The 26,799-nt window shown below is 64.6% G+C and carries 23 protein-coding genes, 1 pseudogene and 1 riboswitch; of the genes and pseudogenes, 10 read left to right on the plus strand and 14 right to left on the minus strand.

The genetic code is table 11. The annotated features are described in order from the left end of the window. Positions 1 to 578, minus strand: a 578-nt coding sequence (tilS, locus tag VF497_RS11685) for a tRNA lysidine(34) synthetase TilS (protein ID WP_330888876.1), incomplete at its 3' end; no start/stop codon positions are given. Between the two features lie 61 nt (positions 579 to 639). Here tilS and folC point away from each other — a divergent pair. From folC to VF497_RS11715, 6 genes are all read left to right on the plus strand, one after another. Further along, entirely contained in the window at positions 640 to 1,950 is a 1,311-nt protein-coding gene (gene folC / locus VF497_RS11690; RefSeq protein WP_330888878.1) for a bifunctional tetrahydrofolate synthase/dihydrofolate synthase, read from the plus strand. 76 nt (positions 1,951 to 2,026) lie between these two features. Continuing rightward, positions 2,027 to 3,046: an SPOR domain-containing protein gene (locus VF497_RS11695; protein WP_330888880.1), complete on the plus strand. Its 1,020-nt coding sequence runs from the start codon at positions 2,027 to 2,029 to the stop codon at positions 3,044 to 3,046. A gap of 13 nt (positions 3,047 to 3,059) precedes the next feature. Further along, entirely contained in the window at positions 3,060 to 3,614 is a 555-nt protein-coding gene (locus tag VF497_RS11700) for a CvpA family protein (protein WP_330888881.1), read from the plus strand. Positions 3,615 to 3,738: 124 nt separating this feature from the next. Beyond that, complete coding sequence (purF, locus tag VF497_RS11705; RefSeq protein ID WP_330888883.1) at positions 3,739 to 5,217, plus strand: amidophosphoribosyltransferase; 1,479 nt, start codon at positions 3,739 to 3,741, stop codon at positions 5,215 to 5,217. A gap of 116 nt (positions 5,218 to 5,333) precedes the next feature. Next, positions 5,334 to 6,134, plus strand: a complete 801-nt coding sequence (locus tag VF497_RS11710) for a ferritin-like domain-containing protein (RefSeq protein ID WP_330888886.1) — start codon at positions 5,334 to 5,336, stop codon at positions 6,132 to 6,134. Then, a complete protein-coding gene (locus VF497_RS11715; protein WP_330888888.1) occupies positions 6,131 to 7,318 on the plus strand; it encodes a hypothetical protein in 1,188 nt (395 codons plus the stop codon). Before VF497_RS11710 ends, VF497_RS11715 begins: the two co-directional genes overlap by 4 nt. Before the next feature lie 1,326 nt (positions 7,319 to 8,644). Here VF497_RS11715 and VF497_RS11720 read toward each other — a convergent pair. The 10 genes and pseudogenes from VF497_RS11720 to VF497_RS11765 form a co-directional block, all read right to left on the minus strand. Further along, a complete protein-coding gene (locus VF497_RS11720; RefSeq protein WP_330888890.1) occupies positions 8,645 to 9,892 on the minus strand; it encodes a glycosyltransferase in 1,248 nt (415 codons plus the stop codon). A gap of 23 nt (positions 9,893 to 9,915) precedes the next feature. Next, positions 9,916 to 10,353 carry a DUF2304 domain-containing protein gene (locus VF497_RS11725; protein ID WP_330888893.1) on the minus strand — a complete coding sequence of 146 codons (438 nt, stop codon included), beginning with the start codon at positions 10,351 to 10,353 and terminating at the stop codon, positions 9,916 to 9,918. Then, positions 10,350 to 11,081: a glycosyltransferase family 2 protein gene (locus tag VF497_RS11730; RefSeq protein WP_330888895.1), complete on the minus strand. Its 732-nt coding sequence runs from the start codon at positions 11,079 to 11,081 to the stop codon at positions 10,350 to 10,352. The genes VF497_RS11725 and VF497_RS11730 overlap by 4 nt, the downstream gene beginning before the upstream one ends. 122 nt (positions 11,082 to 11,203) lie before the next feature. Beyond that, the gene (locus tag VF497_RS11735) at positions 11,204 to 11,689 is read right to left on the minus strand and encodes a cupin domain-containing protein (protein WP_330888897.1); all 486 of its coding nucleotides are present in this window, start codon (positions 11,687 to 11,689) and stop codon (positions 11,204 to 11,206) included. A gap of 13 nt (positions 11,690 to 11,702) precedes the next feature. Then, positions 11,703 to 12,305, minus strand: coding sequence for a DsbA family oxidoreductase (locus VF497_RS11740; RefSeq protein WP_330888899.1), 603 nt, complete (start codon positions 12,303 to 12,305; stop codon positions 11,703 to 11,705). A gap of 16 nt (positions 12,306 to 12,321) precedes the next feature. Continuing rightward, positions 12,322 to 13,221, minus strand: a complete 900-nt coding sequence (gene lpxO / locus VF497_RS11745; RefSeq protein WP_330888902.1) for a lipid A hydroxylase LpxO — start codon at positions 13,219 to 13,221, stop codon at positions 12,322 to 12,324. Positions 13,222 to 13,344: 123 nt separating this feature from the next. After that, the gene (locus VF497_RS11750; RefSeq protein WP_330888904.1) at positions 13,345 to 14,661 is read right to left on the minus strand and encodes a glycoside hydrolase family 30 protein; all 1,317 of its coding nucleotides are present in this window, start codon (positions 14,659 to 14,661) and stop codon (positions 13,345 to 13,347) included. A 127-nt stretch (positions 14,662 to 14,788) separates the two neighbouring features. Continuing rightward, positions 14,789 to 15,805 (minus strand): annotated as a pseudogene (locus VF497_RS11755) (LacI family DNA-binding transcriptional regulator). A gap of 16 nt (positions 15,806 to 15,821) precedes the next feature. Then, a complete protein-coding gene (locus VF497_RS11760) occupies positions 15,822 to 17,825 on the minus strand; it encodes a glycoside hydrolase family 3 protein (protein WP_330888906.1) in 2,004 nt (667 codons plus the stop codon). 2 nt (positions 17,826 to 17,827) lie between these two features. Beyond that, a complete protein-coding gene (locus tag VF497_RS11765) occupies positions 17,828 to 20,803 on the minus strand; it encodes a TonB-dependent receptor (protein ID WP_330888908.1) in 2,976 nt (991 codons plus the stop codon). Between the two features lie 2 nt (positions 20,804 to 20,805). Between VF497_RS11765 and VF497_RS11770 the strand changes: the two genes are divergently transcribed. Both VF497_RS11770 and VF497_RS11775 read left to right on the plus strand, forming a co-directional pair. Beyond that, positions 20,806 to 21,057 (plus strand): hypothetical protein, encoded by a 252-nt coding sequence (locus tag VF497_RS11770; RefSeq protein ID WP_330888910.1) that lies wholly within the window; start codon positions 20,806 to 20,808, stop codon positions 21,055 to 21,057. Positions 21,058 to 21,253: 196 nt separating this feature from the next. Further along, positions 21,254 to 22,606, plus strand: a complete 1,353-nt coding sequence (locus VF497_RS11775; RefSeq protein WP_330888912.1) for a glycoside hydrolase family 30 protein — start codon at positions 21,254 to 21,256, stop codon at positions 22,604 to 22,606. A 1-nt stretch (position 22,607) separates the two neighbouring features. Here VF497_RS11775 and VF497_RS11780 read toward each other — a convergent pair whose 3' ends face one another. The 3 genes from VF497_RS11780 to VF497_RS11790 form a co-directional block, all read right to left on the minus strand. After that, the gene (locus VF497_RS11780) at positions 22,608 to 23,168 is read right to left on the minus strand and encodes a TMEM165/GDT1 family protein (RefSeq protein WP_330888914.1); all 561 of its coding nucleotides are present in this window, start codon (positions 23,166 to 23,168) and stop codon (positions 22,608 to 22,610) included. A 62-nt stretch (positions 23,169 to 23,230) separates the two neighbouring features. After that, a riboswitch (yybP-ykoY riboswitch) is annotated at positions 23,231 to 23,367 on the minus strand. Between the two features lie 47 nt (positions 23,368 to 23,414). Next, positions 23,415 to 24,407, minus strand: coding sequence for a hypothetical protein (locus VF497_RS11785; RefSeq protein ID WP_330888916.1), 993 nt, complete (start codon positions 24,405 to 24,407; stop codon positions 23,415 to 23,417). Positions 24,408 to 24,480: 73 nt separating this feature from the next. Beyond that, the gene (locus VF497_RS11790) at positions 24,481 to 25,515 is read right to left on the minus strand and encodes a hypothetical protein (RefSeq protein ID WP_330888918.1); all 1,035 of its coding nucleotides are present in this window, start codon (positions 25,513 to 25,515) and stop codon (positions 24,481 to 24,483) included. Positions 25,516 to 25,737: 222 nt separating this feature from the next. On the opposite strand from VF497_RS11790, the gene hemP reads away from it, so the two are divergent. Together hemP and VF497_RS11800 are read left to right on the plus strand one after the other, a co-directional pair. Beyond that, a complete protein-coding gene (gene hemP, locus VF497_RS11795) occupies positions 25,738 to 25,935 on the plus strand; it encodes a hemin uptake protein HemP (RefSeq protein ID WP_330888920.1) in 198 nt (65 codons plus the stop codon). Between the two features lie 93 nt (positions 25,936 to 26,028). Further along, on the plus strand, positions 26,029 to 26,679 hold the full coding sequence (locus VF497_RS11800) for a hypothetical protein (protein WP_330888922.1): 651 nt from the start codon (positions 26,029 to 26,031) through the stop codon (positions 26,677 to 26,679). Positions 26,680 to 26,799: the final 120 nt, after the last annotated feature.

A 26,799-nucleotide genomic window follows, 5' to 3' on the forward strand; every position in this document is an offset into this window, starting at 1 on the left:
AGGATTTCGCCGCGCAGGAAATTGCGCCGCAGCGTCGTGTCGGTGTTGCTCGGGTCGTCGAGCCAGCGCAGGTCGTGTTCGCGCGCGTAGGTAAGCAGGGCCGCGCGCGGTTCGGCAAGCAGCGGTCGCCACAGGTATCCCGCGCCGAACGCGCGCAGACCGCGCATGCCGCCAAGGCCCTCGGGTCCGGCGCCGCGCAGCAGTTTGAGCAGCACGGTTTCGGCCTGATCATCGCGATGGTGGGCGAGGGCGAGGATTTCGCCTGGATGGAGCAGACGCGCGAATGCGGCCCGGCGCGCCATGCGTGCAGCGTCTTCGAGGCCGCTGCCGCGATCACGCTCGACTTCGACGCGGACGACGTCGAGCGCGATGTTGAGCTCCGCCGCCGTCGCGCGGCAGTGTTCGGACCACGCCGCGCTGTCGGCATGCAGGCCGTGGTCGACGTGGATCGCGCGCAGACCTCGCGCTCGCGCGACGACGCTCCGCGCGAGCATATGCAACAACACGCTAGAATCCGCGCCGCCGCTGTAGCCGACCACCAGCGCGCCGGGCGGCAGCGCGGCGAGGGCGAGGTTCAAGCGGTCAGCAACGGACGCGAGCGGCATATCGTCATCACGCCAGAGAAGGGCCGAATTTGCAATGACTCCACGCAGCCTCGACGAATGGCTCGATTACCAGCAGCGCGTGCACGCGCTTGGCGTCGATCTCGGCCTTGCGCGCGTGCGTGAGGTATGGCGGCGCATGGGGGCACCGCGCATTGCGCCTGTCGTCATCACCGTTGGCGGCACCAATGGCAAAGGCTCGACCGTCGCGTTCCTCGAGGCGATGTTGGCCGCGGCCGGCAAGCGCGTCGGCTGCTACACCTCGCCGCATCTGCTGCGCTACAACGAGCGGGTGCGCGTCGCTGGCGTGGACGCGGGCGATGCCGCGCTCATTGCGGCGTTCGAGCGCATCGAAGCGGCGCGCCTGGCGCAGGCAGACGCGCCGGTCACGCTGACCTATTTCGAGTTCGGTACGCTGGCCGCTTTGTGGATTTTTGCGCAGAGCAGACTCGATGCCGCCGTGCTCGAAGTCGGTCTTGGCGGCAGGCTCGATGCGGTCAATATCGTCGATGCCGATGCGGCGATCGTGACCACGATTGCCCTCGATCACGAGGACTGGCTCGGCAACGAGCTCGATGCGATCGCGCGCGAGAAGGCCGGCATCTTCCGCGCCACGCGCCCGGCAGTCGTCGGCGATGCGGATGCGCCGGCCGCGCTGGCGCACAGCGCAGGCGAAACAGGCGCCGCGGTCTTCCAGGCGGGACACGATTATCGCTTCGAATCGACCGCGCAAGGCTGGCAATGGCAGACGCAGGGGCGCGAGATCGCGCTGTCCGATCCCGCGCTTGCCGCGCCCGTGCAGCGCTCGAACGCGGCCGCGGCGATCGCCGCGCTGCACGTGTTGCGTGATCGCATCGCCGTCGATGACACGGCCTTGGCTGCGGGCGTGCGCAACGCGCGCGTAGCCGCGCGCCTGCAGCGTTTCGTACGACTTGGCATGGCCGAACTTGTGATCGATGTCGCGCACAATCCGCAGGCGGCCGAGGTACTGGCGCGCTGGCTGGAACAAACGCCGGCGCGCGGTCGCACACTGGCCGTGTTCGGCGCGCTGGCGGACAAGGACATCGCCGGCATCGTCGCGCCGCTCGCCGCGCGCATCGATCGCTGGTTCGTCGCCGGCCTCGACGCGGATACGCCGCGCGGTCTCTCCGCACGGGATCTGATCGCGCGCATGGACGCTGCGGTGGCGCCGCAACAGCCCGAGGCCCTGACCGATATCACTGCTGCACTCGATGCCGCAGTTGCAGAGGCACGGCCGCAGGATCGCGTGCTCGCGTTCGGTTCGTTCCACGTCGCCGCGCCCGCGCTGGCCTGGGCTGCACGCAACGGCTTCACCGCCGCAACCTGAGGTGAATGATGCGGGTGCTTGGCCGCGGGTTCCGCGCAACCCGCGGTTATACTCGTGACAAGCAACGGAGGACATCATGGATTCTGCCTTGAAACAACGCCTGCTCGGTGCGGCCGTGCTGATCGCGCTGGCGATCATCTTCGTGCCGATGTTCTTTTCGGGCACGCCGCCGAAGACGGATGGCACGACGACGCAGAATCTGAGCATCCCGCCGGCGCCCGAGCGCAATTTCGAAACACGCAATCTGAGCGTCGATCCGCCGAAACCTGGCGCTGCTCCGGCGCCGAGTGCGCCGCCCGCTGCGGCCACACCCGCTTCCGGCGACAAGCTCGCCACGGTCGACACCGGCGCGCCGGCGAGTTTCGAGGCACCCGACAGCGCAACGAAACCCGCGCCGGCGGCGAAGCCGACGACCACGTCCACGAGCGCGCCGACATCGCCTTCGACGCCTGCGCCTGCGCCGCCAACTCTGCCTCCCGCGGCACCGCCCGCCGCGCCGGCCGTAGCCACGGACGGGCGCTTCCTCGTCAACCTCGGCGTCTATGCCGATGCGAGCCATGCGAGCGCGCTCGTCGACAAGATGAAGAAGCTCGGCTATCCGGCGTTTGCCGAGGCCACGGAATATCAGGGCAAACCCGCGCAGCGCGTACGCGTCGGGCCGTATGCGGAACGTGCATCGGCCGAGAACGTGCGCCTGAAGATCAAGCAGATCGATGCGAAGCTGCCGAGCGGCATCGCACAGACGGGCGATACGGACAAGCCGGCGGCAGCCGATGCGAAAACCACCGCGGACGCGAAGCCGGCGGCGAAGCCCGCCACGGAATCCGCGGCACCTGCACCGACGTTGCCGGCCAATCGCGCCGGTGCCTATGTGGTCCAGGCCGGCGCGTTCAAGGCCGAGGACGAGGCGAACAAGCTGCGCGACCGCCTGCGCAACGGCGGTGTCGCCGCGTTCGTCGAAAAGTCCAGCGATGGCGAGACGACGTTCTGGAAGGTCCGCGCCGGCCCCTACGCCGACCGCAGCGGCGCCGACGCGGCGGTGACGACGCTGAAGCAGAAATTCCAGGTGGCCGCGATCGTCAAGACCCAGCCGTGATCGCAGCCACTCCATGCTGAACTGGGCCGACTACGTCATCATCGCCGCGCTTGGTTTGTCCGTGCTGATGGGGTTGTGGCGTGGTTTCATCGGTGAGGTGCTCGCGCTGGCGGTATGGATCGTCGCGATATGGGTCGCTTGGACGATCGGTCCGCAACTCGCTGCGTCGCTGACCGCGGTCAGCCTGCCTTCGGCGCGCATCGCGCTCGGCTACGCGCTCTGCTTCATCGCTGTCCTGATCGCCGGGGCGATCGTCGGCTTCTTCATGCGCAAACTGGTCGCGGGCAGCGGCCTGAGCGGCACCGACCGTCTGCTCGGCGCCATATTCGGCCTCGCGCGTGGCCTCGCGCTGGTGACGCTGGTCGTGTTGCTGCTTGGCTTCACGCCGTTCCCGCGCGACCCGTGGTGGCACGAATCGCGCCTGCTGCCGAGTTTCCAGAACGCCGCGCAATGGGCGTCGGCGCACATGCCTGCTGACGTCACCAAATACCTCGATCTGCGTGGATTGCTGCCCCAGCCGCCGCAAAGCGAGGACAAGAAGCCCGCTCCGAACGAGCACAAGATCTGACACAGATTTCCGACCGGCTGAACGGCTAACAAAACTTCGCTGGAGTTTTGGTAAAATTGCCCCACGTTCTTCCGCGCCGAATGGCCTCAGCTTCGTCCCTCCCATTCCCCGAGTTGTATCCCTCATGTGCGGAATCATCGGTATCGTCGGTAAATCCGAAGTCGCTTCGGCGCTCTACGACGGCTTGACCGTCCTCCAGCACCGCGGCCAGGACGCGGCCGGCATCGCCACGATCGACAACGACAAGCTGCGCCTGCACAAGGGTGCGGGCCTGGTCAACGACGTGTTCGGTCGCGACAGCATGCTCAAGCTGCGCGGCAACATCGGCATCGGCCATTGCCGCTATCCAACCGCGGGTTCGGAAGCCGCTGCCGAGGCGCAGCCGTTCTACGTCAACTCGCCGTACGGCATTGCACTCGGCCACAACGGCAATCTGATCAACACCGTCGAGTTGCGCCGGCAGATGTACGAGGAGGATCGCCGCCACATCAACACCGAGTCCGATTCGGAAGTGCTGCTCAACATCTTCGCGCACGAGCTGCAGATCCAGGAGCGCCACGCGCTGACGCCGGACCACATCTTCAAGGCGGTCGCCGGCGTGCATGCGCGCGTGCGCGGCGGCTATGCGGTGGTTGCACTCGTGCTCGGCTACGGCGTCGTAGCGTTCCGTGATCCGCACGGCATCCGCCCGCTCGTGCTCGGCGAGCGCGATACGGCCGACGGGCGCGAATACATGGTCGCCTCCGAATCGGTGGCGATGGACATTTTGGGTTTCCGCCTCGTGCGCGACGTTGCGCCGGGCGAGGCCGTGCTGCTCACCGAAGACGGCAAACTGTTCAGCCGCCAATGCGCCGAGGGCGCGCTGCATGCGCCGTGCATCTTCGAATACGTTTACCTCGCGCGGCCCGATTCGATGATCGAGGACGTGTCGGTGTACAAGGCGCGCCTGCGCATGGGCGAGCGTCTCGCCGAGAAGATCAAGCGCCTGCGGCCCGACCATCACATCGACGCGGTGATCCCGATTCCCGACACTTCGCGCACCGCGGCAAGCTCGCTCGCGCAGGTGCTCGGCGTGCCGATGCGCGAAGGTTTCGTCAAGAACCGCTACATCGGCCGCACCTTCATCATGCCGGGGCAGAGCGAGCGCGTGAAATCGGTGCGACGCAAGCTCAATCCGGTGCATCTGGAATTCCGCAAGAAGAACGTGCTGCTCGTCGACGATTCGATCGTGCGCGGCACGACCTCGAAGCAGATCGTGCAGATGGCGCGTGACGCCGGTGCGCGCCAAGTCTACTTTGCCTCGGCCGCGCCGCCGGTGCGTTTCGCGAATATCTATGGCATCGACATGCCGGCCGCGGCCGAACTCGTCGCGCACGGCCGCACCGAGGAAGAGGTGCAGCAGTTCATCGGTGCCGACTGGCTGGTCTATCAGGATCTCGAAGACCTCGTCGCCGCTGTCGCCGACGGCAACGAGGAGATCAAGCATTTCGACACTTCGTGCTTCTCCGGTGAATACGTCACCGGCGTCGACAGCACTTATCTGCGCGAACTCGAATTCGCGCGCGCGGACGAAAATAAGGCGCAGCGGCGCCATGTGTCGTAATATCGCCGCACAGGGATAAACGGCTTCACGCGAAGATGCGAAGAGGGCGAGGTGAATCCTCGCCGTTTCATGCTTTCATGTCTTCGAGCGAGAAGCTCTTGCGGTAGCGGATGGATATGGACGTTTTTGCTTTGGCCGAAGCCTGCATTGCGGCGACGAGCGTCGAGGACAAGCTCGCGCGCAGCAGCAAAGCCGCGGCGTCAATCGCGACCGGCGATTTCGCGACTGAAACCTCCGTCGAACCCAGGCCGATCGTGCAGCCGGGCAGGCCGTCGCGCCCGCGGCTCGTTCCTCCGCGTGAACTGCCGCAGCGCGGTCTGGGCAGCGCCGAGGGTCGTGCCGCGCTCGTGCATGCGGTCGCACACATCGAGTTCAACGCGATCGACCTGGCCTGGGATGCGGTCTACCGTTTTCGCGGGATGCCGCACGAGTATTACCGCGACTGGGCGCAGGTTGCCGCGGACGAGACGCGGCATTTCTGCATGCTCGCCGAGCGGCTGGCCGAGATGGGTCATGCCTACGGCGATTTCGACGCGCACAACGGCCTCTGGGAAATGGCGGTAAAGACGTCCAAATCCTGCCTCGAACGCATGGCCCTCGTGCCGCGCGTGCTCGAAGCGCGCGGGCTCGACGTGACGCCGGGCATGATTGCGCGCCTGCGCGGCGTCGGTGATGCGCGCACCATTGAAATTCTCGAAGTCATCCTGCGCGAAGAAGTCGCTCACATCGCCGCGGGCTCGCGTTGGTTTGCCTGGTGCTGCGCACGCGATGGGGTCGATGCGCACGCGAAATTCGAGCGCTTGATCACGGAATATGCGCGTTCCACGTTGAAGCCACCGTTCAACGAGACCGCACGTCGCGCTGCGGGATTCAGTGAGCAGGAAATTGACCAGTTGATGGCACAATCCGCCGCATGATCCGCCGTCTCATCCTGATCCCCGTGCTGTGCGCGATCTGGATCGTGCTGTTCACCTGGGCGGCCGGCGTGCCATGGGACGCGCCGTGGACCGCGCGTGAGCACCTGGCATTCTCGGGGCGCGATTTCCAGGTTCAACTTGGCGAGGGCACGATCGAGCTGGACAATCTCGTGATCAATGCCTTCGACGCGCGTGGCAACGGCTTGCAGACGGCGCGACTGACGCATGTGCGCGCCGAGAAATATCCGATATTGCGCTACCGTATTACCGATTTCCCGAACGTGCTCGAGCTGGCGCTCGTGTTCCGCCGCGACACGCGGGACGATGTGCAGACCATCTCGCTGCCGACGCCCGAGAACGGTGAGATCACGGTCGATCTGTCCAGGTTCTCGGAATGGCGGGGAGAAATCAACGAGCTGGGATTTGCCGAGTACGCGACGGCGCAACTGGTTCCGCCGAGCACGATTGCCTCGTTCCATCCGTTCCGCATCGAGTGGGCGCAATTGCAGCCGCCAGCGTGGGACAGCGTCCTTCCCCGCCTTCGCAGCGACTGGTTCGGCTACCGGCCCTGGTCGCTGCAGTCGATCAATACGATCGGGCCGGGAAATGGGACGCTGGGCCGCTCGTGGATGATGCCGATTTTGGCGCTCGGAGCGTTGCTCTCGGGCCTTGCCGCCTGCTTGCTGTTGCGTCTGCCTCGTGCCCGCGCCGCGGCCGTCATGTGCTGGATCGCCGGGTGCACGTGGATCAGCCTTGATCTGCGCTGGCTTGAGGATTTCTTCACCAAGCATCGAGTCATCGAGTCGATTTACGCTGGCAAGTCCTGGGCGCAGCGGTACGCCCTGCAGCCCGACGAAGAAACGCTGGTGGTTGCCGGCGATGTGGCGCGCATCGCCGAACAGCAAGGTGCCAAACGCGTGCTCGTGGACTCCAGCTCGCCTTTCATTTTCCTGCGCCTGATCTATTTCCTGTTGCCGCTCAATGCCGCGCCACTGGAGCAGACAATGCGGGAGGCGCCGGAAATGGCGTTGCCCGAGGATGTGCTGATTGCCGTGTACGCCAGCGATTGGAAATACGACAAGGCGACCGGATTGCTGGGCAACGGGGAACTGGTTGTTTTCGTCAAGCCTGTCTACGAAAAGGGGGATCTTCGCGTTTTCCGGTCGGAGGGAGTCGATCAATGAGTTGGACATATTTCCTGGCCTGGCTGCTGCCGTTGGCGACCGGCGCGGCCGCATACTTGGCGATCAGTCCGCAGCGCGTGCCCGGCTGGCGTGCAAGCGCCGTCGGTTACGGCTTTCTCGGCGGCATGCTGCTCGTGGCGGTGGCCACTTCGATCGTTGCGCCTGCCAATACAGCGCACGCGATTGCGAGCGCGGGGCTTTGCCTGCTGCTCCTGCTTGCCATCGTCGCGACGGTCGCTTGGCGTCGGCGCGATCAAAGCGGGACCGCATCGTCCGGGGGTACAGTGCCGTTGCCGCGCTGGCAGCGAGCCGCGCTTGCGACGCTGTTTGTTTCGCTCGTCGCGCGGGCAGCGATCGTCGCCCGCGAGATCTGGCTGCGACCGCTCTACCCCTGGGATGCCTGGTCGGCCTGGGCAGTGAAGCCGAAAACCTGGTTTCTGCTCGGCCACCATGTGCCGTTCGTGTCGATGCCGGAGTGGCTGCATTCGACACACGGGGATTTGTATACCGAAGTCGCCTGGCATTATCCGAATGCGCTGGCGTGGATCGAAGTCTGGTTCGCGAGTGCCGCTGGCGGCTGGATCGAGCCGCTGATCAACCTGCCCTGGCTTGGGTTATGGGCCGCGCTGCTGCTCGCGCACCATGGACAATGGCAATCCCTGGGGTTGAGCCGTACGCGCGCGCTGGTCGCGGTGTACGCGCTCGGTTCCCTGCCGCTGCTGTCGGTGCACGCCGCGCTTGCGGGCTACGCGGACCTGTGGATTGCCTCCGCGTTCGGTTTCAGCGTGCTGTCGTGGATGCGCTGGCTGCAGCAGGGCGAGAGAAGCCAGCTCTGTCTCGCGATTTTTTTTGCGCTTGTGCTGCCATGGCTCAAGATGGAAGGGTGGGTGTGGGCAGTCTGTCTTCTGGCCTCGTTCGGCTTCGGTGCATTACCGTGGCGCTGGCGTTCGACGGTGGCGATTGCGGCCATCGTCTTGTTCGCGGCGCTGATCCCGCTCGGCGGACTGCATCTGTTGAGCTTGCGCGCCGGGGTGATAAATGCGGATGGCAGCCTGGCCATGCCTGCATTGGGGCCTCTTGCGCTCATCCTCGATCTGAAATGGCAGCCGGGGGCATTCAAGGGCGCCACCGAGACGCTGTTCGCGCAGCCGAACTGGCATCTGCTCTGGTGGTTGACCCCGCCCGTGCTGATCTGGCGGTGGCGCGCTTTGATGTCGCAGGACTGGCTGCGTCTGCCGGCGGTGCTGCTCGGCATCTGCGCCATGCTGCTATTCATCCTGTTCCTCTTCACCAGCGCCTCGGCCTGGGCGCAGAGCTATACGGCGATCAACCGCCTCGTTCTCCAGATCGTGCCTGCGTGGGTGACCGTGTTGGCCTTGCTGCTGCGGGACGTCGATTTTCCGGCAGCAGAGCGCAGTACAGATCCAACACGCGATCCGCGCAGCGATCCAGCGTGAACCGGGATCGCCAGCGCGCTTGTCCGGCCTCACCGAAGCTCATCCGCAGCGCCGCGTCGTCGCCGAGGCGGCGAATGGCTGCGGCGAGTGCCGCTGCATCGCCCGGTGGCACGAGCAGTCCGCTGGCGCCGTCGGCGACGACATAACCCATGCCCGATCCGGCGATCGTCGTCGCGATCACCGGCAGGCGCGCGCGCATCGCCTCCAGCAGGACAACGCCGAAGGCTTCGGTGCGCTCGATCGACGGCAGGCAGAATACCTGAGCTTGCGCGTAGGCCAGGGCGAGCTGCGCATCGTCCACATGCCCGGCGAAACACACGCGCTGCTCGATGCCCAGCTCGCGCGCCAACGCCTGCAGGCCGGCTTCACATTCGCCACTGCCGATCAGGAGCAGGTTCGCTTCCGGCGTGAGCGCGAGTGCGCGCAGCAGCACGTCGTAACCCTTGTAGTAGCTCAGGCGGCCGACGGCGAGCAGGCGCAAGCCTGTGCCCGGCCATGCGATGGATTGCGCAGAAGTATCCTTTGCCACAATTTCCATTTTTTCAGCGCTGCTGTTGGCCGGCGGCGATTCGCCGATTCCCAGCGGTACGACGTGCGTCTTGCTGCTCCAGGGCGCAAGCGCAATGCTCGTGTCGCGATACGGCGCCGAGGTCGCGATGATTCTATCTGCGCGCCGCAGCAGCGCCTGCTCGAACGGTCGGTAGAGCGAGTACATCGCGCGCACTGCGTGGCGGCGGACGTCGAGCGGCACGTCGGCATGCCAATGCACGAGCCACGGCAAGCGGCGTGCCGCAGGCGAGAGCAGTGCCCAGAACGCCGACGTATTCGGCATATGCAGATGCAGCAGGTCGGGTGCGAACTCGTCGATCAGGCGCGAAAGCAGCAACGGGAACGACGGACTGACCGGCGCGTACAGCAGCTGCCCATGGCAGGCGGCGAGATGCACGTCGACGCCGTCCTCGCGGAAGCTGCGCGCCGCGCGGCTGCCGGGCGAGGCATGCGCAAGCATTGCGACGCCGACATCCCGCGCGGCCAGCGCGGCGCACAGATCGGCGCTGAAGCGCTCGATGCCACCCGCGTAAGGTGGGTAGAACTTGCCGATATGGAGTACGCGCACGATTCTGTGTCGCGTCCCGTGGGTCAGCCTTCGCCGCCGGATTTGGGCAACACGATGACTTGGGCGCTTTTGCGCGGCATGGCAGGTTCCGCGGCGGGAGGGGATTCCAGGGTCGCGAGTTTCGCGCGCGCTTCGCCCAGTTCCTGGTCGAGGATCGCCAGACGCTGGGTCAGCCGGCGCAGCGTGCGTTCCTGGCGCGAGCGGTCGACGTCCATCAGCAGCATGCGGATGAGGATGAGGCCCATGCCGAGAATGATCGCGAGGATAGGCGGATAGGCGATGCCGACGAGTTCGCCGAGCCGGTCGACCAGATGCGGAAACACGCCGACGACGAGCGTCGCCGCGGCAACGACCAGCCACCACAGCGCATAGCTGCCATGCAGATGATCTCGGCGCACGAGATAAAGAATCACGCTCGCCAGCGCGATGCCGAGCACGGCGGAGACGAGGATGACCATCATGCTCCCGCCCCGGCGCGCGAGACGACGCGCTGGGCGATGCGCCCGCGCACGTCCAGGCGCGCGAAGCAGAGCACGGTCGTATGCAGCATGTAGCGCGCGACGACGAACCACGAAGCGAATACGCGCGACATGCCCGATTTGCGCGGCGACATCACCGTCGGCAGTTCGCGCAAGTGGAATCCTTTCTTGTACAGCAACATCAACACTCCCATATCCTGATAGTCGAGCAGGCTCGCCTCGCGCGAGGCGAGCGCGCGCGCCGCGCGGCGGCTGTAGGCGCGCAGGCCCGAAGTGAAATCCTGCACCGGCAGGCCGGTCAGCAGGCGGAAATACCACCAGGCCACGCGCTTGGCCACCGACAGACGCTGCGTATAGGTGCCGATCACGACATCGACCCCGTCCTGTTCGAGCGCGCCCAGCATCGCCGGCAACGACTCCGGATGGTGCTGGCCGTCGGCGTCGAGCGTCGCTACCGTGGCATAGTGATTGCGCTGCGCGTAGCGCATGCCGGTTTGCGTCGCGCCCCAGGCACCGAGATTCAGCGGCAGGTCGATCACCGCCGCGCCAGCGGCGTGTGCCTGCGCGGAGGTATCGTCGGAACTCGCGTCGTTGACCACGACTGCATCGCAGGCGGCGTGCGCAATCACCCTGCGCACGATCTCGGCGACCGTCGCCGCTTCGTTGTACGCGGGGATCACCACAAGCACAGGCCGGCGGGGCTTATTCAAGGCGCGGGTCCTTACTGCTTGAAAAACAAGGCATTATCCCGGCGGCTGATGCGGACTGTCAACAAAGCAGCCGGGTCCGTGAGTCGTGTCACTCAGCCTGCGGGCGGCTCGCGGCGGAGCTTTCAGCGATAACGCAGTGCGTCCGGCATCGCCCGGGCCAACGCGTCCAGCGCTTCGGCATCGGCATCGAGCAGGACGAAACCGGCGAAGTCGAAGCCCGGCGCAACGCTGCAGCCGACCAGCGCGTAGTCGCCGAGCGGTCGCGCGGCCTGCCAGACGCCGGCCGGCACGCCGACCAGCGGTCGCGTTTCCGTCGTCGCGTCGCTGCGGCCGAGGCGATGGCGTTCGAGCTGGCCCGATGTGGCATCGAACAGCATCAGTTCGAGTGCGTCGCCTTCATGGTGCTGCCAGATCTCGTCGGCGTCGATGCGGTGCCAGCGGCTGATTTCACCCCTGCCCAGCAGGTAATGGATCGCGGTCGCCGCCGGCCGTGTCACGCCGTTGTATACAAGTTGTGAAGTGGAAGTGTATACGCGGCAATAGCGTCCGCCCTCGGGGTGCGGCTCGAGGCGCAGTGTTTCGATCAGTTCGGCGGTGCGTGGGTGCATTGCCGGCGCAAGGTCATGCGCCTTGTTCGGCTGCAGCTTGCTCAGCGGCCTGCGCGAACACGGCGAGTGGCTGCGCGCCGCTGACGTAGTACTTCTGTCCGAACACGATCGCGGGCACGCCCTGGAAGCCATACTGCGCGGCCTGTGCCACGTCGGCGGCGACCGATCGTTCGCTCACGCCATCGCTGCCGGAAATTGCGGCGGCGCCATCGAAACCCTGTTTCGCGGCGATCGTGGCAAGCACGCTCGGATCGGAAATGTCCTCGCCGTGCAGCCAGTAGGCGCGGAACAGCGCATCGTGCATCTCGGCGCCCTTGCCGGCGGCATCGGCGGCGGCGAAAAGGCGGTGCGCGGCGCGCGTGTCGATGTCGAGCGGGCCGCGATCGATGTCGAGGCCAAACTCCTCGTGCATCTGCGCGGCGAGTTTGGGGGTGTGCTCGGCAATCATCCTGCGCTTGGCCGCATCCATGGGTGGCGCGCCCGCGGGGCGCAACTGGAACGCGTGCCAATGCAGGTCGAGTGGGCGCTGCTTGCCCAGTTGTTCGAGGCGCAGCGCGCCGATGAAGCAGAATGGGCAGACGAAGTCCGACCAGATATCGACGCGCAATGCGGTCATGTTCTCGACTCCGGAATTACAGCCAGATGATCAGCGCGAGCACGGCAACGCCGATCGACCATTTGATCGCGTAGTACAGGCGCTTGTTGCTTTCCTTGAGCGCCTTGCCCTTGAGGCGCACCGCGTAGAAATACTTGAACACGCGATTGAGGCCACCGGTGGCGTCGCCCGCTTCGTTGGGGGACGAGGCAGCGCGTACGAGATGGCGGCCGAACCAGTCGTTGACCGTCTGCGCCCAGCGGTAGCGCATCGGCCGCTCGACGTCGCAGAACAGGATGATGCGGTCGGTCTGCGTCTCGTTCTTGGCGTGATGGATATAGGTCTCGTCGAACACCACGTCCTCGCCGTCGCGCCAGGAATAGCGCTGGCCGTCGACGTCGATCCAGCAGCCGTCGTCGTTCGGCGTGACCAGGCCGAGGTGATAGCGCAGCGAACCGGCGTACGGATCGCGATGCTGCATTAGGGGCGCGCCGGACGGCAACTCGGCAAACATCGCCGCCTTGACCTGCGGAAGCTCCTTCAGCAGTTGCGTGGTCAGCGGGCACAGCTTCACCGCCGATGGATGCGCGTCGTTGTACCACTTGAGGTAGAAACGCTTCCAACCGAAACGGAAAAACGAATTGAAGCCGACGTCGTTGTACTGGTTCGAGGCCTTGATCTCGTGCGCGGAGCGCAGCGCAAGCGCCTCGTCGCGGATTTCCTTCCAGTGCGCGCGCAGCTTGTCCATGCCCGCCAGCTCGGACGCCGGCAGGTATGGGTTCGCATGCACGCGCGAGAACGCGTACATGAACAGGTTCAACGGCGCGAAGATCGTCGAATGATCGCCGAGCTGGCGGAACGGGTTGTAGCGCACGCGCCCGCGGAAATGCACGTAAATCGCGGGCACGAGGAACAGGGCGAGCAGGAACCACTTCATGAAAACGGGAAATGACGGAGCACGGAGCGGAACAATGCGGGCAGCCACGCCGAATTGCAACTTGCGCGACCGCCTACCCCGCCAAGTCAAGCGAGGGCGCAAGTACGTCGCGTCGCGCGCCCTTCAGGCGAGATAGGTCTGGATCGCGTGCGCGGGTATGCGGCAGCCGTGCTTCTCGCCGACGATGTCGAGATTGAAGTCGATGGCGGCGTCGCCCGGATTGAAAGCAATGACGGCAATGCTGCCGTCCGGATTGGCGAAAGCACAGGACTGCAGACCTTTCGGGCCGCCGCTCAGTTCGATGCGATGCGCCCCTGGCTTCACGTAGCGCGAGAAATGCGCGATCGCATGGAACGAACTCTGGTAAAGCACCTTGCCGCCCTTCGTGTCGACGAGCACGGGCGCGTCGCAGAAATTGCCGACGTGGTTGGGGCCGCCACGCATGTCCAGCGCGATGTTCCAGTCGATCCAGCCGCAGACGCCGGCGTTGAGATCGCCGAACATGTTGCGCGCATAGCGCTCGCCGACCATCCAGTCGCCCGGTTTGGCGCCGCCTTCGACGCAGCCTTCGGTAAACAGCACCTCCTTGCCGGGATATTTCTTCAGCACGCGCGCCTCGGCGGCGTAGTCGTCGCTGACGTACCAATGCACGGCCATGCCGGCCATGTACTTGGCTGTTTCCGCGTCGCCGAGCATCGCGTCTGCGCGCTTCTCCAGCGTGTCGCGATTGTGGTCGAAACCGTACAGCTTGATGCCGCCAAAACCTTCGCGTGCCAGAGTCGGGCCGAGATGCTTGCGCACGAAATCGCGCTCCTGCTCGGGCGTATAGATGCAGGACTCCCAACTCTGGTTCGCCTCGGGTTCGTTCTGTACGGTCAGGCCCCAGAGCGGGATCTTTTCCTCGTCGCGCATTGCGCGCAGGAACTTGACGTAGTGGTTTGCCCAGGTCGCGGCGTATTCCTCGCGCAGGCTTCCGCCGCGGTCCATCTGGTTGTTGGTCTTCATCCAAGCCGGCGGGCTCCACGGCGAGGCGAGCAGCTTGAAACGGTCCGCGCCGGCGATCCGGTGCGCGTCGCGCAGCAGCGGCATGAGCCAGCGCTGCATCGGTTTCAGGCTGAAGTCGAGCAGTTCGTAGTCGCCGGGCGACGGCGCAAGCGACCAGGTCGACAGCGAGAAATCGCAGGAGCCGATATGCGTGCGCGCCAGCGTGTAGCCGATGCCTTCGCGTGGATCGTAGTAGCGCTTGAGCACCTCGAGACGCTGCGCTTCCGGAAGTTGCTTGAGCACGTAGGCCGAAGACTCGGTCAGCGCGCCGCCGAAACCGGTGATCTGCTGGAATCGCTTCGATGGGTCGCAACTCAATGTCGCTGCGTTCGATGTCGCCGCGCCCGCAATCGTGCCCGGCGCAAGGCGCGCGCCATCGCGCGATGTTTCGACCATGGTCCAGGCGCGCGCCGCCGCGTCTTTCGCGAAGGCGCGGGGCAGGGCGAGACCAAGTGCGCCGGCGGCACCCAGCTGAAGGAACTCTCTACGCGTTTGCATAAGCATGTACGTCCATTGATGTTCGTTACTTGCCGTTCGCCGCCCGCGCCACCGACGCGCGCCAGGTCACGCTGGCAGCGAACTTGCGCTTGACCGGCTTGTTCGTGTCGTAGCATTGGTTGAGCAGCCAGCGCACGCCGTTGAGCGCCACGTCGTACCACGGGATGTGCACCGAGGTCAGGCGCGGCGCGGAATATTCCGCGGTCGCGGTGTCGTCGTAGCCGATCACCTAAATCCTGCCGGGCACGGCGATGCCGGCCTGCTGGAAGTACGACAGCGCGCCGACGCCCATTTCGTCATTCGCGCAGAACAGCGCAGTGAACTTGTGCTTCGATGCGATCAGCGCGGCGGCCGAGTTCCAGCCGCCCTCGGGCGAAAAATCGCTGTCGATCACCGGAATGGCGTCGACGTCGATGCCGGCGAGGCCGAGCTCGTGCATGAAGCCGTTGATGCGCGCGACGTTGTCGCGCGAAGTCGCGAAACCGGCGATCACGGCGATGCGGCGATGCTTCATCTCGAGCAGGGCCTGCGCGGCGAGCCGTCCGCCCGCGTAATGGTCGGCCGAGAAGCACTGATTGTGGATGGACTTGAGCGAGTGGTTGAGCAGCACGAGGCGCGAAGCCTGCGCGCCGATTGCGGTGATGTCGTCCTCTGTGAGCGCGTCGCTGACGAGCAGATAACCGTCGCAACCGCGTTCGATCAGGAATTCGAGGCCTTCCATCGCCTGCTTGCGCGCATCGCCGTTGCCGCTGCCGAAGGCGACGACCATGTTCTGTCCGTTCGCGCGCAGCTCGGTGTGAATGATGTTGAGGATCGGCGTGTAGAACGAGCCCTTCAGCAGCGGAATGTAGACGCCGATCATGTGCGAGGCACCGGTCGGCAGCGTGCGCGCCGCGTGCGAGGGACGATACTTCAGCTCGTCGATCGCGCGGCGCACGCGTTCGGCGGTCTTGGCCGAGACCGCACCCTTGCCGCTGATCACGCGCGAGGCGGTGCCGAGTCCGACTCCGGCGAGGCGTGCAACGTCGTTGATCGTGGCCATGCCGTCCTCGCGTCCGTTACTTCGCGCAACCGTTCGACGCCGGCGGCGTATCGAGCAGTCCCAGATGCCGCGGATTCGTATACTTCACGCCGTAGCCAAGCGCAAATAACGGTTCGCCATCCTCTTTCGTGAAAGAGGCCTGGCACGGCGATTGCGGCCATTGGAATGCCAACGTGCCGCGGAAATCGTGCGCGATCGCACCGTGTGCGTCGCGGAAGAGCACATCGGCCACGCCTTTGCCTTCGGTCCCCGGCAGCCACGCGGCGACGAATGCATTGGACAGGTTGATCAGGTCGTTCGCGTACAGTGGCCGGCCCGACACGAGCACCGTGATCACCGGCTTGCCGTGGCCGGCGACCTTGTGCAGCACTTGCAGGTCTTCCGGGAAAAGGCGGCTTTCGGCGAGGGTGTCGGGAAAAAGGATATCGCCCTTCATCTCGGCGTAAGGCAGTTCGCCGATCACTGCGACGACTGCGTCGAATGCGTCGACGTTCGCTTCGGCGGCGGTCTTGTCGAACACGACGTTCGCATCGCCCGCCGCGTCGCGGATGCCGGCGAGGATCGTGTCGCCGGTGAGGAAATCCGCGTTATGGTTCTTCATGCCCTGCCAGTTCAGCGTCCAGCCGCCGGACTGGTTGCGCAGCGAGTTCGCGCTCTTGCCGACGATGAGGATCTTCGCGCCGCGCCTGAGCGGCAGCACTGCACCGTCGTTCTTCAGCAGCACGAGTGACTCGCGCACCGCGCGCCGCGCGAGGTCGCGCGCCTGCAGATTACGCGCGTCGCCGACGACCGCGTCGGGTTTGCGCTCGAACAAGCCGGCACGCATCTTCACGCGCAGGATGCGCGTCACCGCGTCGTCGATGCGGTCCAATGGAATTTCGCCCAGACGAACTTGGCGCGCGGTCTTCTTGATGAACTTCTCCCACTTCTCCGGCACCATGACCATGTCGATGCCGGCGTTGATCGCGGCCGCGCAGTTGTCGCGCTCGCAGCCGGTGACTTCGGCGATGCCGTTCCAGTCGGAGACGACGAAGCCGTCGAAGCCCATGCGTTTTTTCAGCACGTCGGTCAGCAGGTATCCGGCGCCGTGCATCTTGCCGAATTCGCGCGTGCTGTTGTACGAGGCCATCACCGTTTGCGCGCCGGCTTCGAGTGCGCCGAAATAGCCCTGCGCGTGGACGGCAATCAGGTCGGCGCGGCTGGACAGGTTGACGCCGCGATCCTTGCCGCGATCGGTGCCGCCGTCGCCGATGAAATGTTTCGCGGTCGCAAGCGCGCTGGCGTCGCTGCCTAGCCTGCCCTGCAGGCCTTCGACATACGCCGCGCCGAGCTCGCGCACGATGACCGGGTCGGACGAGAAGCTTTCGTAGCTGCGTCCCCAGCGAGTGTTCTGCACGACCGCGAGCGTCGGCGCGAATACCCAGTCGATGCCGGTCGCGCGTACTTGCTTTGCCGTCGCCACGCCGATCTCGCGCACAAGCGCGGCGTCGTGCGTCGCGCCAAGGCCCATGTTGTGCGGGAATACCGTTGCGCCGGATGCGATGCCGTGACCATGCACCGCGTCGGTACCCCAGATCAACGGAATCTTCACCGCCATGTCGGTGGCAAGTGCCGCGTCGTGATATTTGCGCGTCGCCGCACGCCATTGCGCAAAGCTTGCGCCGCGCGTGTTGTCGGGCTGCGTATTGCCGCCGTTGAGCACGCTGCCGATATAGAAGCGGCGCACCTCGTCGGGCGTAATCTTGCGGATGTCGGCCTGGGTCATCTGGCCGATCTTCTGCTCGATCGTCATGCCTTTGACGATCTCGCGGATGCGTGCTTCCATCGCCGGGTCTTGCTTGATCGGACTTGTCAGTTGCGGCCAGTCGGCAAGGTCTTCGGTGTTTCGAATGGCGTCGACTTTCTTCGGCGTCGACGCGACGGGAGCCCGCTTCGTCGTCGCGGCCGTGCAGCCGGCCAGCACAAGGCCCGCGATAGCGTGGAACAGCAGATTTCGCGCTACCGCGGGCGTCTTGCTCATCGTCACAGCTTGTAGTTCAGTCCGAGCAGGATCGTGCGTCCGTAGGTGTCGTATTCAAGAGGCCGCGCGACCGAAACGAGATTGGGCAGCACCGAGATCTGTTGCGTGCGGTAGGGCGAGTCGGTCACGTTGTTGACCTGCAGCAGTACGGAAAGTCCCTTCATCCTTCCCTCCTGGAATTCATAGCCGGCCTGGAAGTCGGTCTGCTTGTCGGCGAGGATCTTGGTGTAGCCGATCTGGTCGAACAGCGCGACCGCCTCGCCGGTGAATTCCGAACGGTAACGCTGGGCGAGACGCACCGAGAAACCGGCCTTCTCGTAGTAGACGGTGACATTAGCCGTTTTCGCGGACAGGCCGGGCAGTGTGGTCGGACCACCCGGAATCGCAGCGATCGAACTCGTCGGAATCTTGCTCTTGTTGTAGGCGAAGTTGCCCTGGAGGCCGAAGCCGTCCAGCCATGACGCAAACAACTTGCCTTCGAGCGCGGTCGCCAGCTCAACGCCCTGGATGCTGCCGCCGGTGCCATTCTGTGGAACCGTGTTGGAGCCGATGCTAGAAATCGCCGTGATTTCCGGCGTCGGGTTCGTGTATCCCGCGAAGTTGTAGTTGTCGACGGTCTGGTTGTAGATGTAGGTCAGCAGGTTCTTGTTGAAGATCGCTGCCGACACGTAGCTGGCTTCGCCGAAATATTTCTCGAACGAGAGATCGGTGCCGACAGCAACCCATGGCCTGAGGAAGATGTTTCCTCCACTGCCGCTCCACGTGCCCTTGGTGGGGTCGAAGCCGACTTTGGCGCATTGCGCGTTCGGCTGTTGTGAATTGCATGGGCTCACGCCGGCGGACGAAGCGATCTTCTCGTCGTCGATGCGGCCGCGCACCATCGTCTTGGCCAGGCCGAAGCGCAGGTAGGTGCGATCGCCGAGGTCGCCGACGAGATTGAGGCTCGGCAGGAACTTGTTGTACGAGTCGTTCCCCTTGAGCGTGCCAACGTAGGCGTCGCCGCTGGTCTGAACGGCCGTCGAAGACACTTCCGTGCGCACGAACTGCCCGCCGACGTTGCCGCGGATCGGGACGCCTCCCAACTCGGTGTCGATATTGAGCTTGACGTAAGCCAGCGGCACCTTCTCGTTGACGGAATAATTGCGGTTCCAATCGTTCTGACCGCTCTTCGGCACCAGATAGAACTGGTTCGCCAATGCCGAAAGCACGTCGTAGTACGGAATGCCGCCAATGCCGCCGTAGGCGAGCGAGGTGCTGCCGTCGAGCGAGCCGATCGGCACGTAATAGTGGTTGTTGTAGGGCAGGTTCTGGCATTGCGGATTGGCGGACGTCGAGCAACCGTTGCCGTCGAGATAGGCAAAGAACACGTCGGCGTGCTTGGACTTCGTGCGCTCCGAATAGTCGAAGCCGAAGTTCATGCTGCTGAAAATCCAGCCGAGCGGATGCGAGGCTTCGAGACGGAACGCCTTGATCTCGTCCTTCTGACGATCCCACTCGGCGCGGCCGTTGTAGCTGTAGTTGGTCGGGTCGGCGAAGACGATGTTGGCGGGATTCGCCAGATTGGTCGCCGGGGTGAACGTCGGATAGCCCTCACCGGCCGGCATCATGAAGCCGGTCGAAAGGAAGGCGCCGTTGGCGAGGCCGGTGAACGCATAGGCGTCGTGCAGTTTCACCTTGGCTCGCGAATACGACAGGTCCGCGGTCACCTGCCATTGGTTGTCGAATTCCAAACGGTTGTTCCAGCCGGCGGAGAACAGGTAGTCCTTTTCCTTGGTGTACTCGTTCTGCATGATCGGTTGCAGGCCGTCGATCGTGCCCGAAGTCGCGATCGGATAGGGGCCGCCGAGCGAGGTGCCGACATTGGAGAAGGCGATGCCGTCCCACGGGCTGCTCGACCACTGCAGGCCGTTCTTGTACTTCTGCTGGTCGAACTTCGAATAGTAGATGTCGAGCGTCGAATGGTAGTTGTCGTTGGGCGCCCATTCGATGATGCCGATCGCGCCGTCGCGCACCTGGCTTTGCGATTGCGCGCGCAACTGCATGCCTTCCTCGGAAATCACGTTGGGCGGCATTCCCGGCGTGTGCGGTCCGCCCCAGGCGTCCTCGATGCTGCCCTTGCCGTTGTTCATGCTCCACCACCACGCTTGGTACTGCTTTTCCTGCGACGGCGAGTCCAGATGGGCGACGCCGAAGGCAACGCCGAGCGTGTGATCGAGAAACTGATCGACGAACGAGAAGCTGACGCGATTGCCGGTCTTGCCGACGCCGCTGCCCGGATTGAGACTGCCGTTGGTCGTGCGTTCGCCGCGCACGTTCGCGGCCATGGTCATTTCATGGAAATCGAGCGGGCGGATCGTGTGCAGATCGACCGTGCCGGACAGGCCTTGGCCGATGACGGTGGCGTCGGGCACCTTGTAGACGACGGCGCCGCCCATCAACTCGGCCGGATACTGGTCGTACTGGACGCCGCGGTTTTCGCCCGTGGACGCCTGTTCGCGGCCATTCAGCGTAGTGCCGACGAAATCGGGCGACAGGCCGCGGATCGAGATGTATTCGGCATGGCCGCCGACGCGCTGGGTGGCGAGGCCGGGCAGGCGCGCCAAGCTTTCCGCGATCGACAGATCGGGAAGCTTGCCGAGATCTTCCGGCGCGATCGCCTCGGCGATGCTGTCGAGGTTCTCCTTGACCGACAACGCGCTCTGGATACTGCCCCTGATGCCGGTTACCTTGATCGTGTCGAGACTGGCGGTGGCATCGTCTCCGGTGCTTTTCTTCTGCTCGGCGGGTTTGCCCTGATCCGGTGTAGTGACGGATTGCGCCTGATCGGCGGTCGCTGCCGTCGCGCCGGTGGATTCGTCGGCGGCAATCGCCGATGACGCGACGAGAAAAAGCGCAGTCGCGCACGCGACAGCGAGCGGACGCTTGCGCAGCCCGCGGGCATGCGTGGTGGACGTGCGCGACGTGCTGGAATGAATCATCGGTGCTCTCCCAAGGTGTATATAAATTGAAGAGTGCGACCAAGGATGGCCGCTTTTTTATCTTCGCGATCACGGACGATCGCATGAATAAACAGTTGCGTTTCATGCGGCGCACGGCACGTGCCGGCGCGCATCCCCGTCTTGCTCTTTCCTCGCAACGAGAAAGAATTTTGGAAACGTTACCAATTTCGCCGCGGAATATGCACGAGATGCAATCGGCCGTCACCGTGCGGCGCAGCAAATTCGCCGGCTGAATGCGGCTGGGAGTCGGCCGCAGACCAGCCGGAGCGCACCGTATCGCTTTCCGGTTTTGCTATATTCCGGGCAGGATTAATTGGGAACGTTTCCATTTTGACCGTCCAGATGAAAGTCCAATGCGCCCTGTCAGCGCTGTGCATTCTTGCGTTGGCCGCCTGTACAACCGCCCCGCGGCCGTCCCCGCGCGCGTCGGTGCAGGTCTGGCTGAGCACCGCGAATGGCGAAAAACAACTGGCGCGCGAAACCGATCTTGCGTTCGACGTTTCGCCGAATGCAGGCACCGTCATCGATATCGATGCCAACAAGCGTCATCAGGCGATGATCGGCTTCGGCGCGGCGATCACCGATTCGTCGGCGTGGCTGATCGATAAGCACATGAGCGCAGCGCAGCGCGACAAGCTGCTGCGTGAGCTGTTCGGTCGCGGCGACGGCGGTCTCGGCATCGACTTCACGCGCCTGACCATCGGCGCGTCGGATTTCTCGCGTGCGCACTATAGTCTCGATGACATGCCGCCGGGGCAGAGCGATCCGATGCTCGCCCATTTTTCGCTGACGCCGAAAATCGCCGGCACCGGCGCCGAGGAGGTGCTGCCCGTCGTGCGCGCGGCGCTCGCGATCAATCCGCGGCTGAAGGTCATGGCTTCGCCGTGGAGCGCACCGGCGTGGATGAAGACCAACGGCAGCCTGCTGCACGGAACGCTCAAGTACGAATATCACACGGCGTTCGCCAACTATCTCGTCAAATACGTCGACGCGATGGAGGCCGCGGGCGTGCCGATCTTTGCGTTGACCGTGCAGAACGAGCCGCGATTCAACCCGCCCGACTATCCCGGCATGCTGCTCAGCGCGGGCGCGCGGCTGCTGCTGATCGGTCAGCAGTTGGGGCCAAAGCTGGCGCAGCGCGAACGCGCGCCGCTGATCTTCGACTGGGACCACAACTGGGACATTGAGACTGAACCACTGGCCCTGCTCGCCGACCCGCTCGCGAATCGATATGTCGCGGCGGTCGCCTGGCATTGCTACGCGGGCTACGTCGACGCGCAGACGCGCGTGCACGACAAGTATCCGGACAAGGATGCCTACCTCACCGAATGTTCGGGTGGCGACTGGAAGCCGATGAAGGACGACGGCCTGCTCACGATCACGCGTCGCCTGCTGATCGGATCGGTACGCGGCTGGTCGCGCGGCGTGCTGTTGTGGAATCTCGCACTCGATGAAAACCACGGTCCGCATGCGGGTGGTTGTCGCGACTGTCGCGGTCTCGTCACGATCGATTCGAAAACCGGAACGTATACGCGTACGGTCGATTACGTCGCGCTGGCTCACGCGAGCCGCTTCGTACGGCCCGGCGCGCAGCGCGTCGAATCGAGCGAGGGAAACAAGGACATCGACAACGTCGTGTTCCGCAATGCCGACGACGGCTCGCTCGTGATGATCGTTGCGAACTCGTCGTCAGCATCGCAGCGCTTCGTCGCGCACGAAGCGAAGCGCGCATTTGCCTACACGATGCCCGCGCGCAGCGTGGCGACGTTCGTCTGGCGCTGAATCACGCGCCCACGAGTATCCATACTCCGAGCGCCGCGAACAGCAGCGCCGCGCCGATGCGCGCCGCGCGCAGCGGCAGGCGATGAGCAAAGCGCGCGCCGAGCCAGACCACGGGCACGTCGGCGAGCAGCATGCCGAGCGTCGTGCCGCTGACGACCTGCCAGAGCGGGTGATATTGCGCGGCGAGCACGGCAGTTGCGATCTGCGTCTTGTCGCCCATCTCGGCGAGGAAGAAGCTCGCCACCGTCGCGATCAATACTCCGTGCGTGCTGCCGTGTGTGGCTTCGTCCTCGTCGGCCTTGTCCGGCTTGAGCGTCCACAGCGCGATCGCGAGGAAACTGATCGCGACGATCCAGCGCAGCGTCTGCGGTGAGAGCCATTGGCTGACGAGCGAACCGAACGCGCCGGCGAGGGCGTGGTTGAACAGGGTCGCGATGAGGATGCCGAGACAGATCGGCCAAGGCTTGCGGTACTTCGCCGCGAGGATCAGCGCAAGCAGTTGCGTCTTGTCGCCGATTTCGCCAAGGGTGACGGTCAGCGTGGAGATGAGCAAGGTTTCCAAGAGAACTCCGAAGCCGGGGCAATGGACGCAATGATTCCCCCGCGCGGCCCCGGCTTGGGTGCGACGCGAGCGAACCAAAGGTCTCGTCGAGCGCGAACGGTATCGCGTTTCCCGCGCCACGGGCTGCCGCCCGAGTATGTTGACGCGGAAAGCCGGGTCTACGAATCAACCTGGCCGACTACTCCCCGATGGAGTGGGTCAAGTTTACCTAGTGGGCGTAGCAGCGATCAACAGCGAGTCGAAGGATCATTCGACCGGTAGGACGCACGCATCCCAACCGGACGGCGCTGCTTCTGTCGAATTTCCATGAAAATAAGCTTGCTGAGTCGTCAGTGCCCATGCGTCAGCCTGCATTCGCTGCTCGGTACTGATCTGTTCGCCGGCATAGGCCAAATCTTTATCCAACTTTTGAATCATGTAGCCGTTGGCGCCGAGCCGAAAGAGCTTGAGGTAACGGTAGTGCTGGACTGGATCGGGACCGAGGAGTCCCGCAATGAGATTGTTGCCGGAGGGGGAGTAAGCGTGCTGCAGCATGTCGACCATTTTCCAATCGCCGTCTGCAATCGCGGAATCGATGAGGGCAGGCACCTGTTCGCGATAGGTATTGATCGATTCGGGCGAGTTGATCAAACCGCTTTGCGTAATGCCTGGACCGCGGTGGACGTAGCAATCGCGCGCATTGGCGTCGCCAAGTTGGGCTGCTTGCAGGGCAGCCGAGGAAAGCGTGTCGAGCGTGTTCTGGCCCACATCGACACACAGCGCTTTCCACCGCGCTGTACGGTCAAGAAAGAATTGTGCCCTGTCGAGTTGGGATTGCTGAGCTTGGATCGGTTGACCGTCAGTCTTTTGATCCAGAATATCTTTTGCGGCCATCGATTCGGACCGAATCCATGAACGGGAGTACGCGCAAGTGGCCAGGTCGCGATATAGCCGGGTTGCGGCGGCGCCGTCGCCGGCGTTTGCACGTGTCTGCAGATCAGCGAAGGTGGTTTTCAGTGGCGTGCCGGGCGGCGGCAAAGGTTTCAAGGTGCTTGCCCTATTCGCAGTTGTGCTTGATTGCACATGCGTTGCCGCGTATTTCGACGCGTCGGATCGATTGTTGACGCCGGGTTTGCCGGTATCGGCACCGGCACTTCTTGCGGCCATCGTGCCGCGCGCCGGTGCCGTGTTCCGTCCAAACCACCAACCAGCAGCGAGTGCCGCGATGACGATCGCGGCGATCCAGAGATAGCGCCGCATCGACTCTCCTCGAATATCCGTCTTCGGCAGGCGATGCTGCGCATTTCTCCGATGGCGTGCAAGTCGTTGCGCGTCAGAATCCCGGCCCTCCGCCCTGGCAGGAGCGCATCGCGTTGGCGACATCGCCGGTCTGGCGCGGCGTGTTGTTGAAGTACTGCTGATACATCTGTTGCGCCTGCTGATCCGCGGCCTGGATCTGCGCGGGAGTGAGCTGGCTGGAAAAATTGCTCAGCGCATTCGTCGAACGCTGCGATTGTTGCGTACCGGTCGGCTGGCCGAGGCTCATCAGTTTCGCGTAGGTGTACGCTTGCGAGGGGTCGCTGCCCGTGAGCTGGTTGAGCATGTTGCGTGAGCCGCCGCCGTAGGCCTGCGCCATCAGCATCGCCATCGACCAGTCGCCTTGCTGCAAGGCGCCGTTGGCGAGATTGAGCGCGTTGCTCTTGTAGTCCTGTACCCATTGAGGGTTGTCGAGCAGGCCCGGCCAGTTGTTGAGGTTGGCGCCGACGTAGCAGTTCGCCGCTTCCGCGTCGCCGAGTTGCGCTGCCTGCAACGTCGCGGGTACGAGTTCGGCCATGTCGGCGGCGCTGAGGTCGGCGCACATCGCGGCGTTGTTCTTGGTGAAGTCGAGATTGCGCTGGAGGAAGTCGAGCATGCGCTCGCTGCGCGGTGCGGGTGCTCCCGGCGGGGCATCCGCGAGCACACGGTTGCTCATCGCGGGCAGCATCTGGTTCAGCCGCTGCACCTGCGCGCAGGTCTGCATGTCCTTGAACAGGCGCGAGGCAGCCTCGGCATCGCCGGCGTCGGCGCGCGCCTTGAGCTCGGCGAGGATGGACTTCAACTGCGTGTTTGCCGGCGGCAGCGGCGCGCGTTCGCTCGGATTCGACACGGCGCTGTCGAGCATGCGACCGCCTGCGGTGCCGGCGAGCTTGGGTTTCGCCGTCGCGGCCATCCCCTGCATTTTTTCCTTGGCGGCAATAGCTGCTTTTTCCGCATCGATTTCGGCCTGGGTCAGCGTGCCTTGCGCTGGCGCGCTGCGGCGTCCGCCATAGAAAGCGATCGCCGCGATCGCAAGGACGCATAGCACGATCGCAATGGATTGGCGTGGCACGGAAGCTCCGCAGGTGCGCAACGAGGTGCGACATTCTTGCGCATGCGCGGCGAAGTTGTCGAAGCGCTTCGTGTAAAGAATTGCAAGACCGCCTGCACACTCCATGCGCATTGTTTGGATGCGGCGGCCGGGTCGAGTGGGTTGACGGTGGCCTGTGCAAAATCGCTTGACATGCAAATGAGAATTATTATCATTTAATCGAACCCGTCACCGAGCCATGTCATGCACACCGCGACCCTGCCGCTGCCTTCGGGCGATGCTTCCCTGCGTACCGTCATGCGCCCTCAAGTCGCGCCGGCGCAACGCCAGTTCGACAGCCGCACCTTGTTCGGCGAAGCGCAGGAAGTGCGCATCACGCATTTCGGCCAGGAGTACCGCCTGCGCCAGACGCGCAACGGCAAGCTGATCCTGACCAAGTAAACGTTCGCACGCGCCCGCATTTCACGGCCGCGCGATTTGTGTCAGCAGCCTGCGGGAAGTTCGAGCGTCGTCAATGACGCGAGGAGAGCGAAGATGAGCGACAGCGTGCGTGACGACGGCATGTCTGGCCACGGCGAGACTGACGTTTCTTTCGATTCCGATTGGAGATCGCGCGAAGGCTCGCGCGATCGGCAACATGATGCTGTCGACTGGTGCCGCCTGGCTGAGTGGCTGGCGCGGCTCGGTCCCGCGTTGTGGCTGCATCGCGCCGGTAGCGACCGCGTCTTTCCGCGCGCGCGCCTGTCCACGCACGGGGTGCTGCTGCTCGATCATCCCGCACTCGCGGCGTTCGCGGGCAGTGTTGTCATCGAAGCACATGGTGCGGTCACTTCGCACGGGCCGCGCGAATGGCTGGAATTCGTCGATGCGCAGTTTGCCTGCATCGCACGCCTGTATCTGCTGCCCGATGCGGACTACCTCGCCTGGGACGCGATGCTCGGTGATTGCGCCATTATGCGCGTGGCGCCGGGCAAGCCATTGCGCTGGCGCGCGCATGCGGCGTTCATGCGCTGCGCATGGCGGCGCATGCACGGATCGTGGCAGGCGCGCATCGTGCGCTTTCCGCTGATGCGCCTGCCGTGCCTGCAGGTGCTCGGCGTGCGCGCGCCTGCGGAATTGTCCGCGTTGGGCCGACAGATCGCCGCGACTATCGCGTGCGACGAGAACGTTTCGCTGGGCGCTTGAATCGCGATCGATCGCGCAGGATCGATTCAGATTCCGGCAGGCGCCCCGAGCGCCGTCGGAGCGAACGCGACCGGCGCGGGCGGGGTCGGCGGAGCGGGAGGCGCGGGCGCAGCAGGAGCA

The organism is Rudaea sp., assembly GCF_036383415.1.
Taxonomy (GTDB): domain Bacteria; phylum Pseudomonadota; class Gammaproteobacteria; order Xanthomonadales; family Rhodanobacteraceae; genus Rudaea.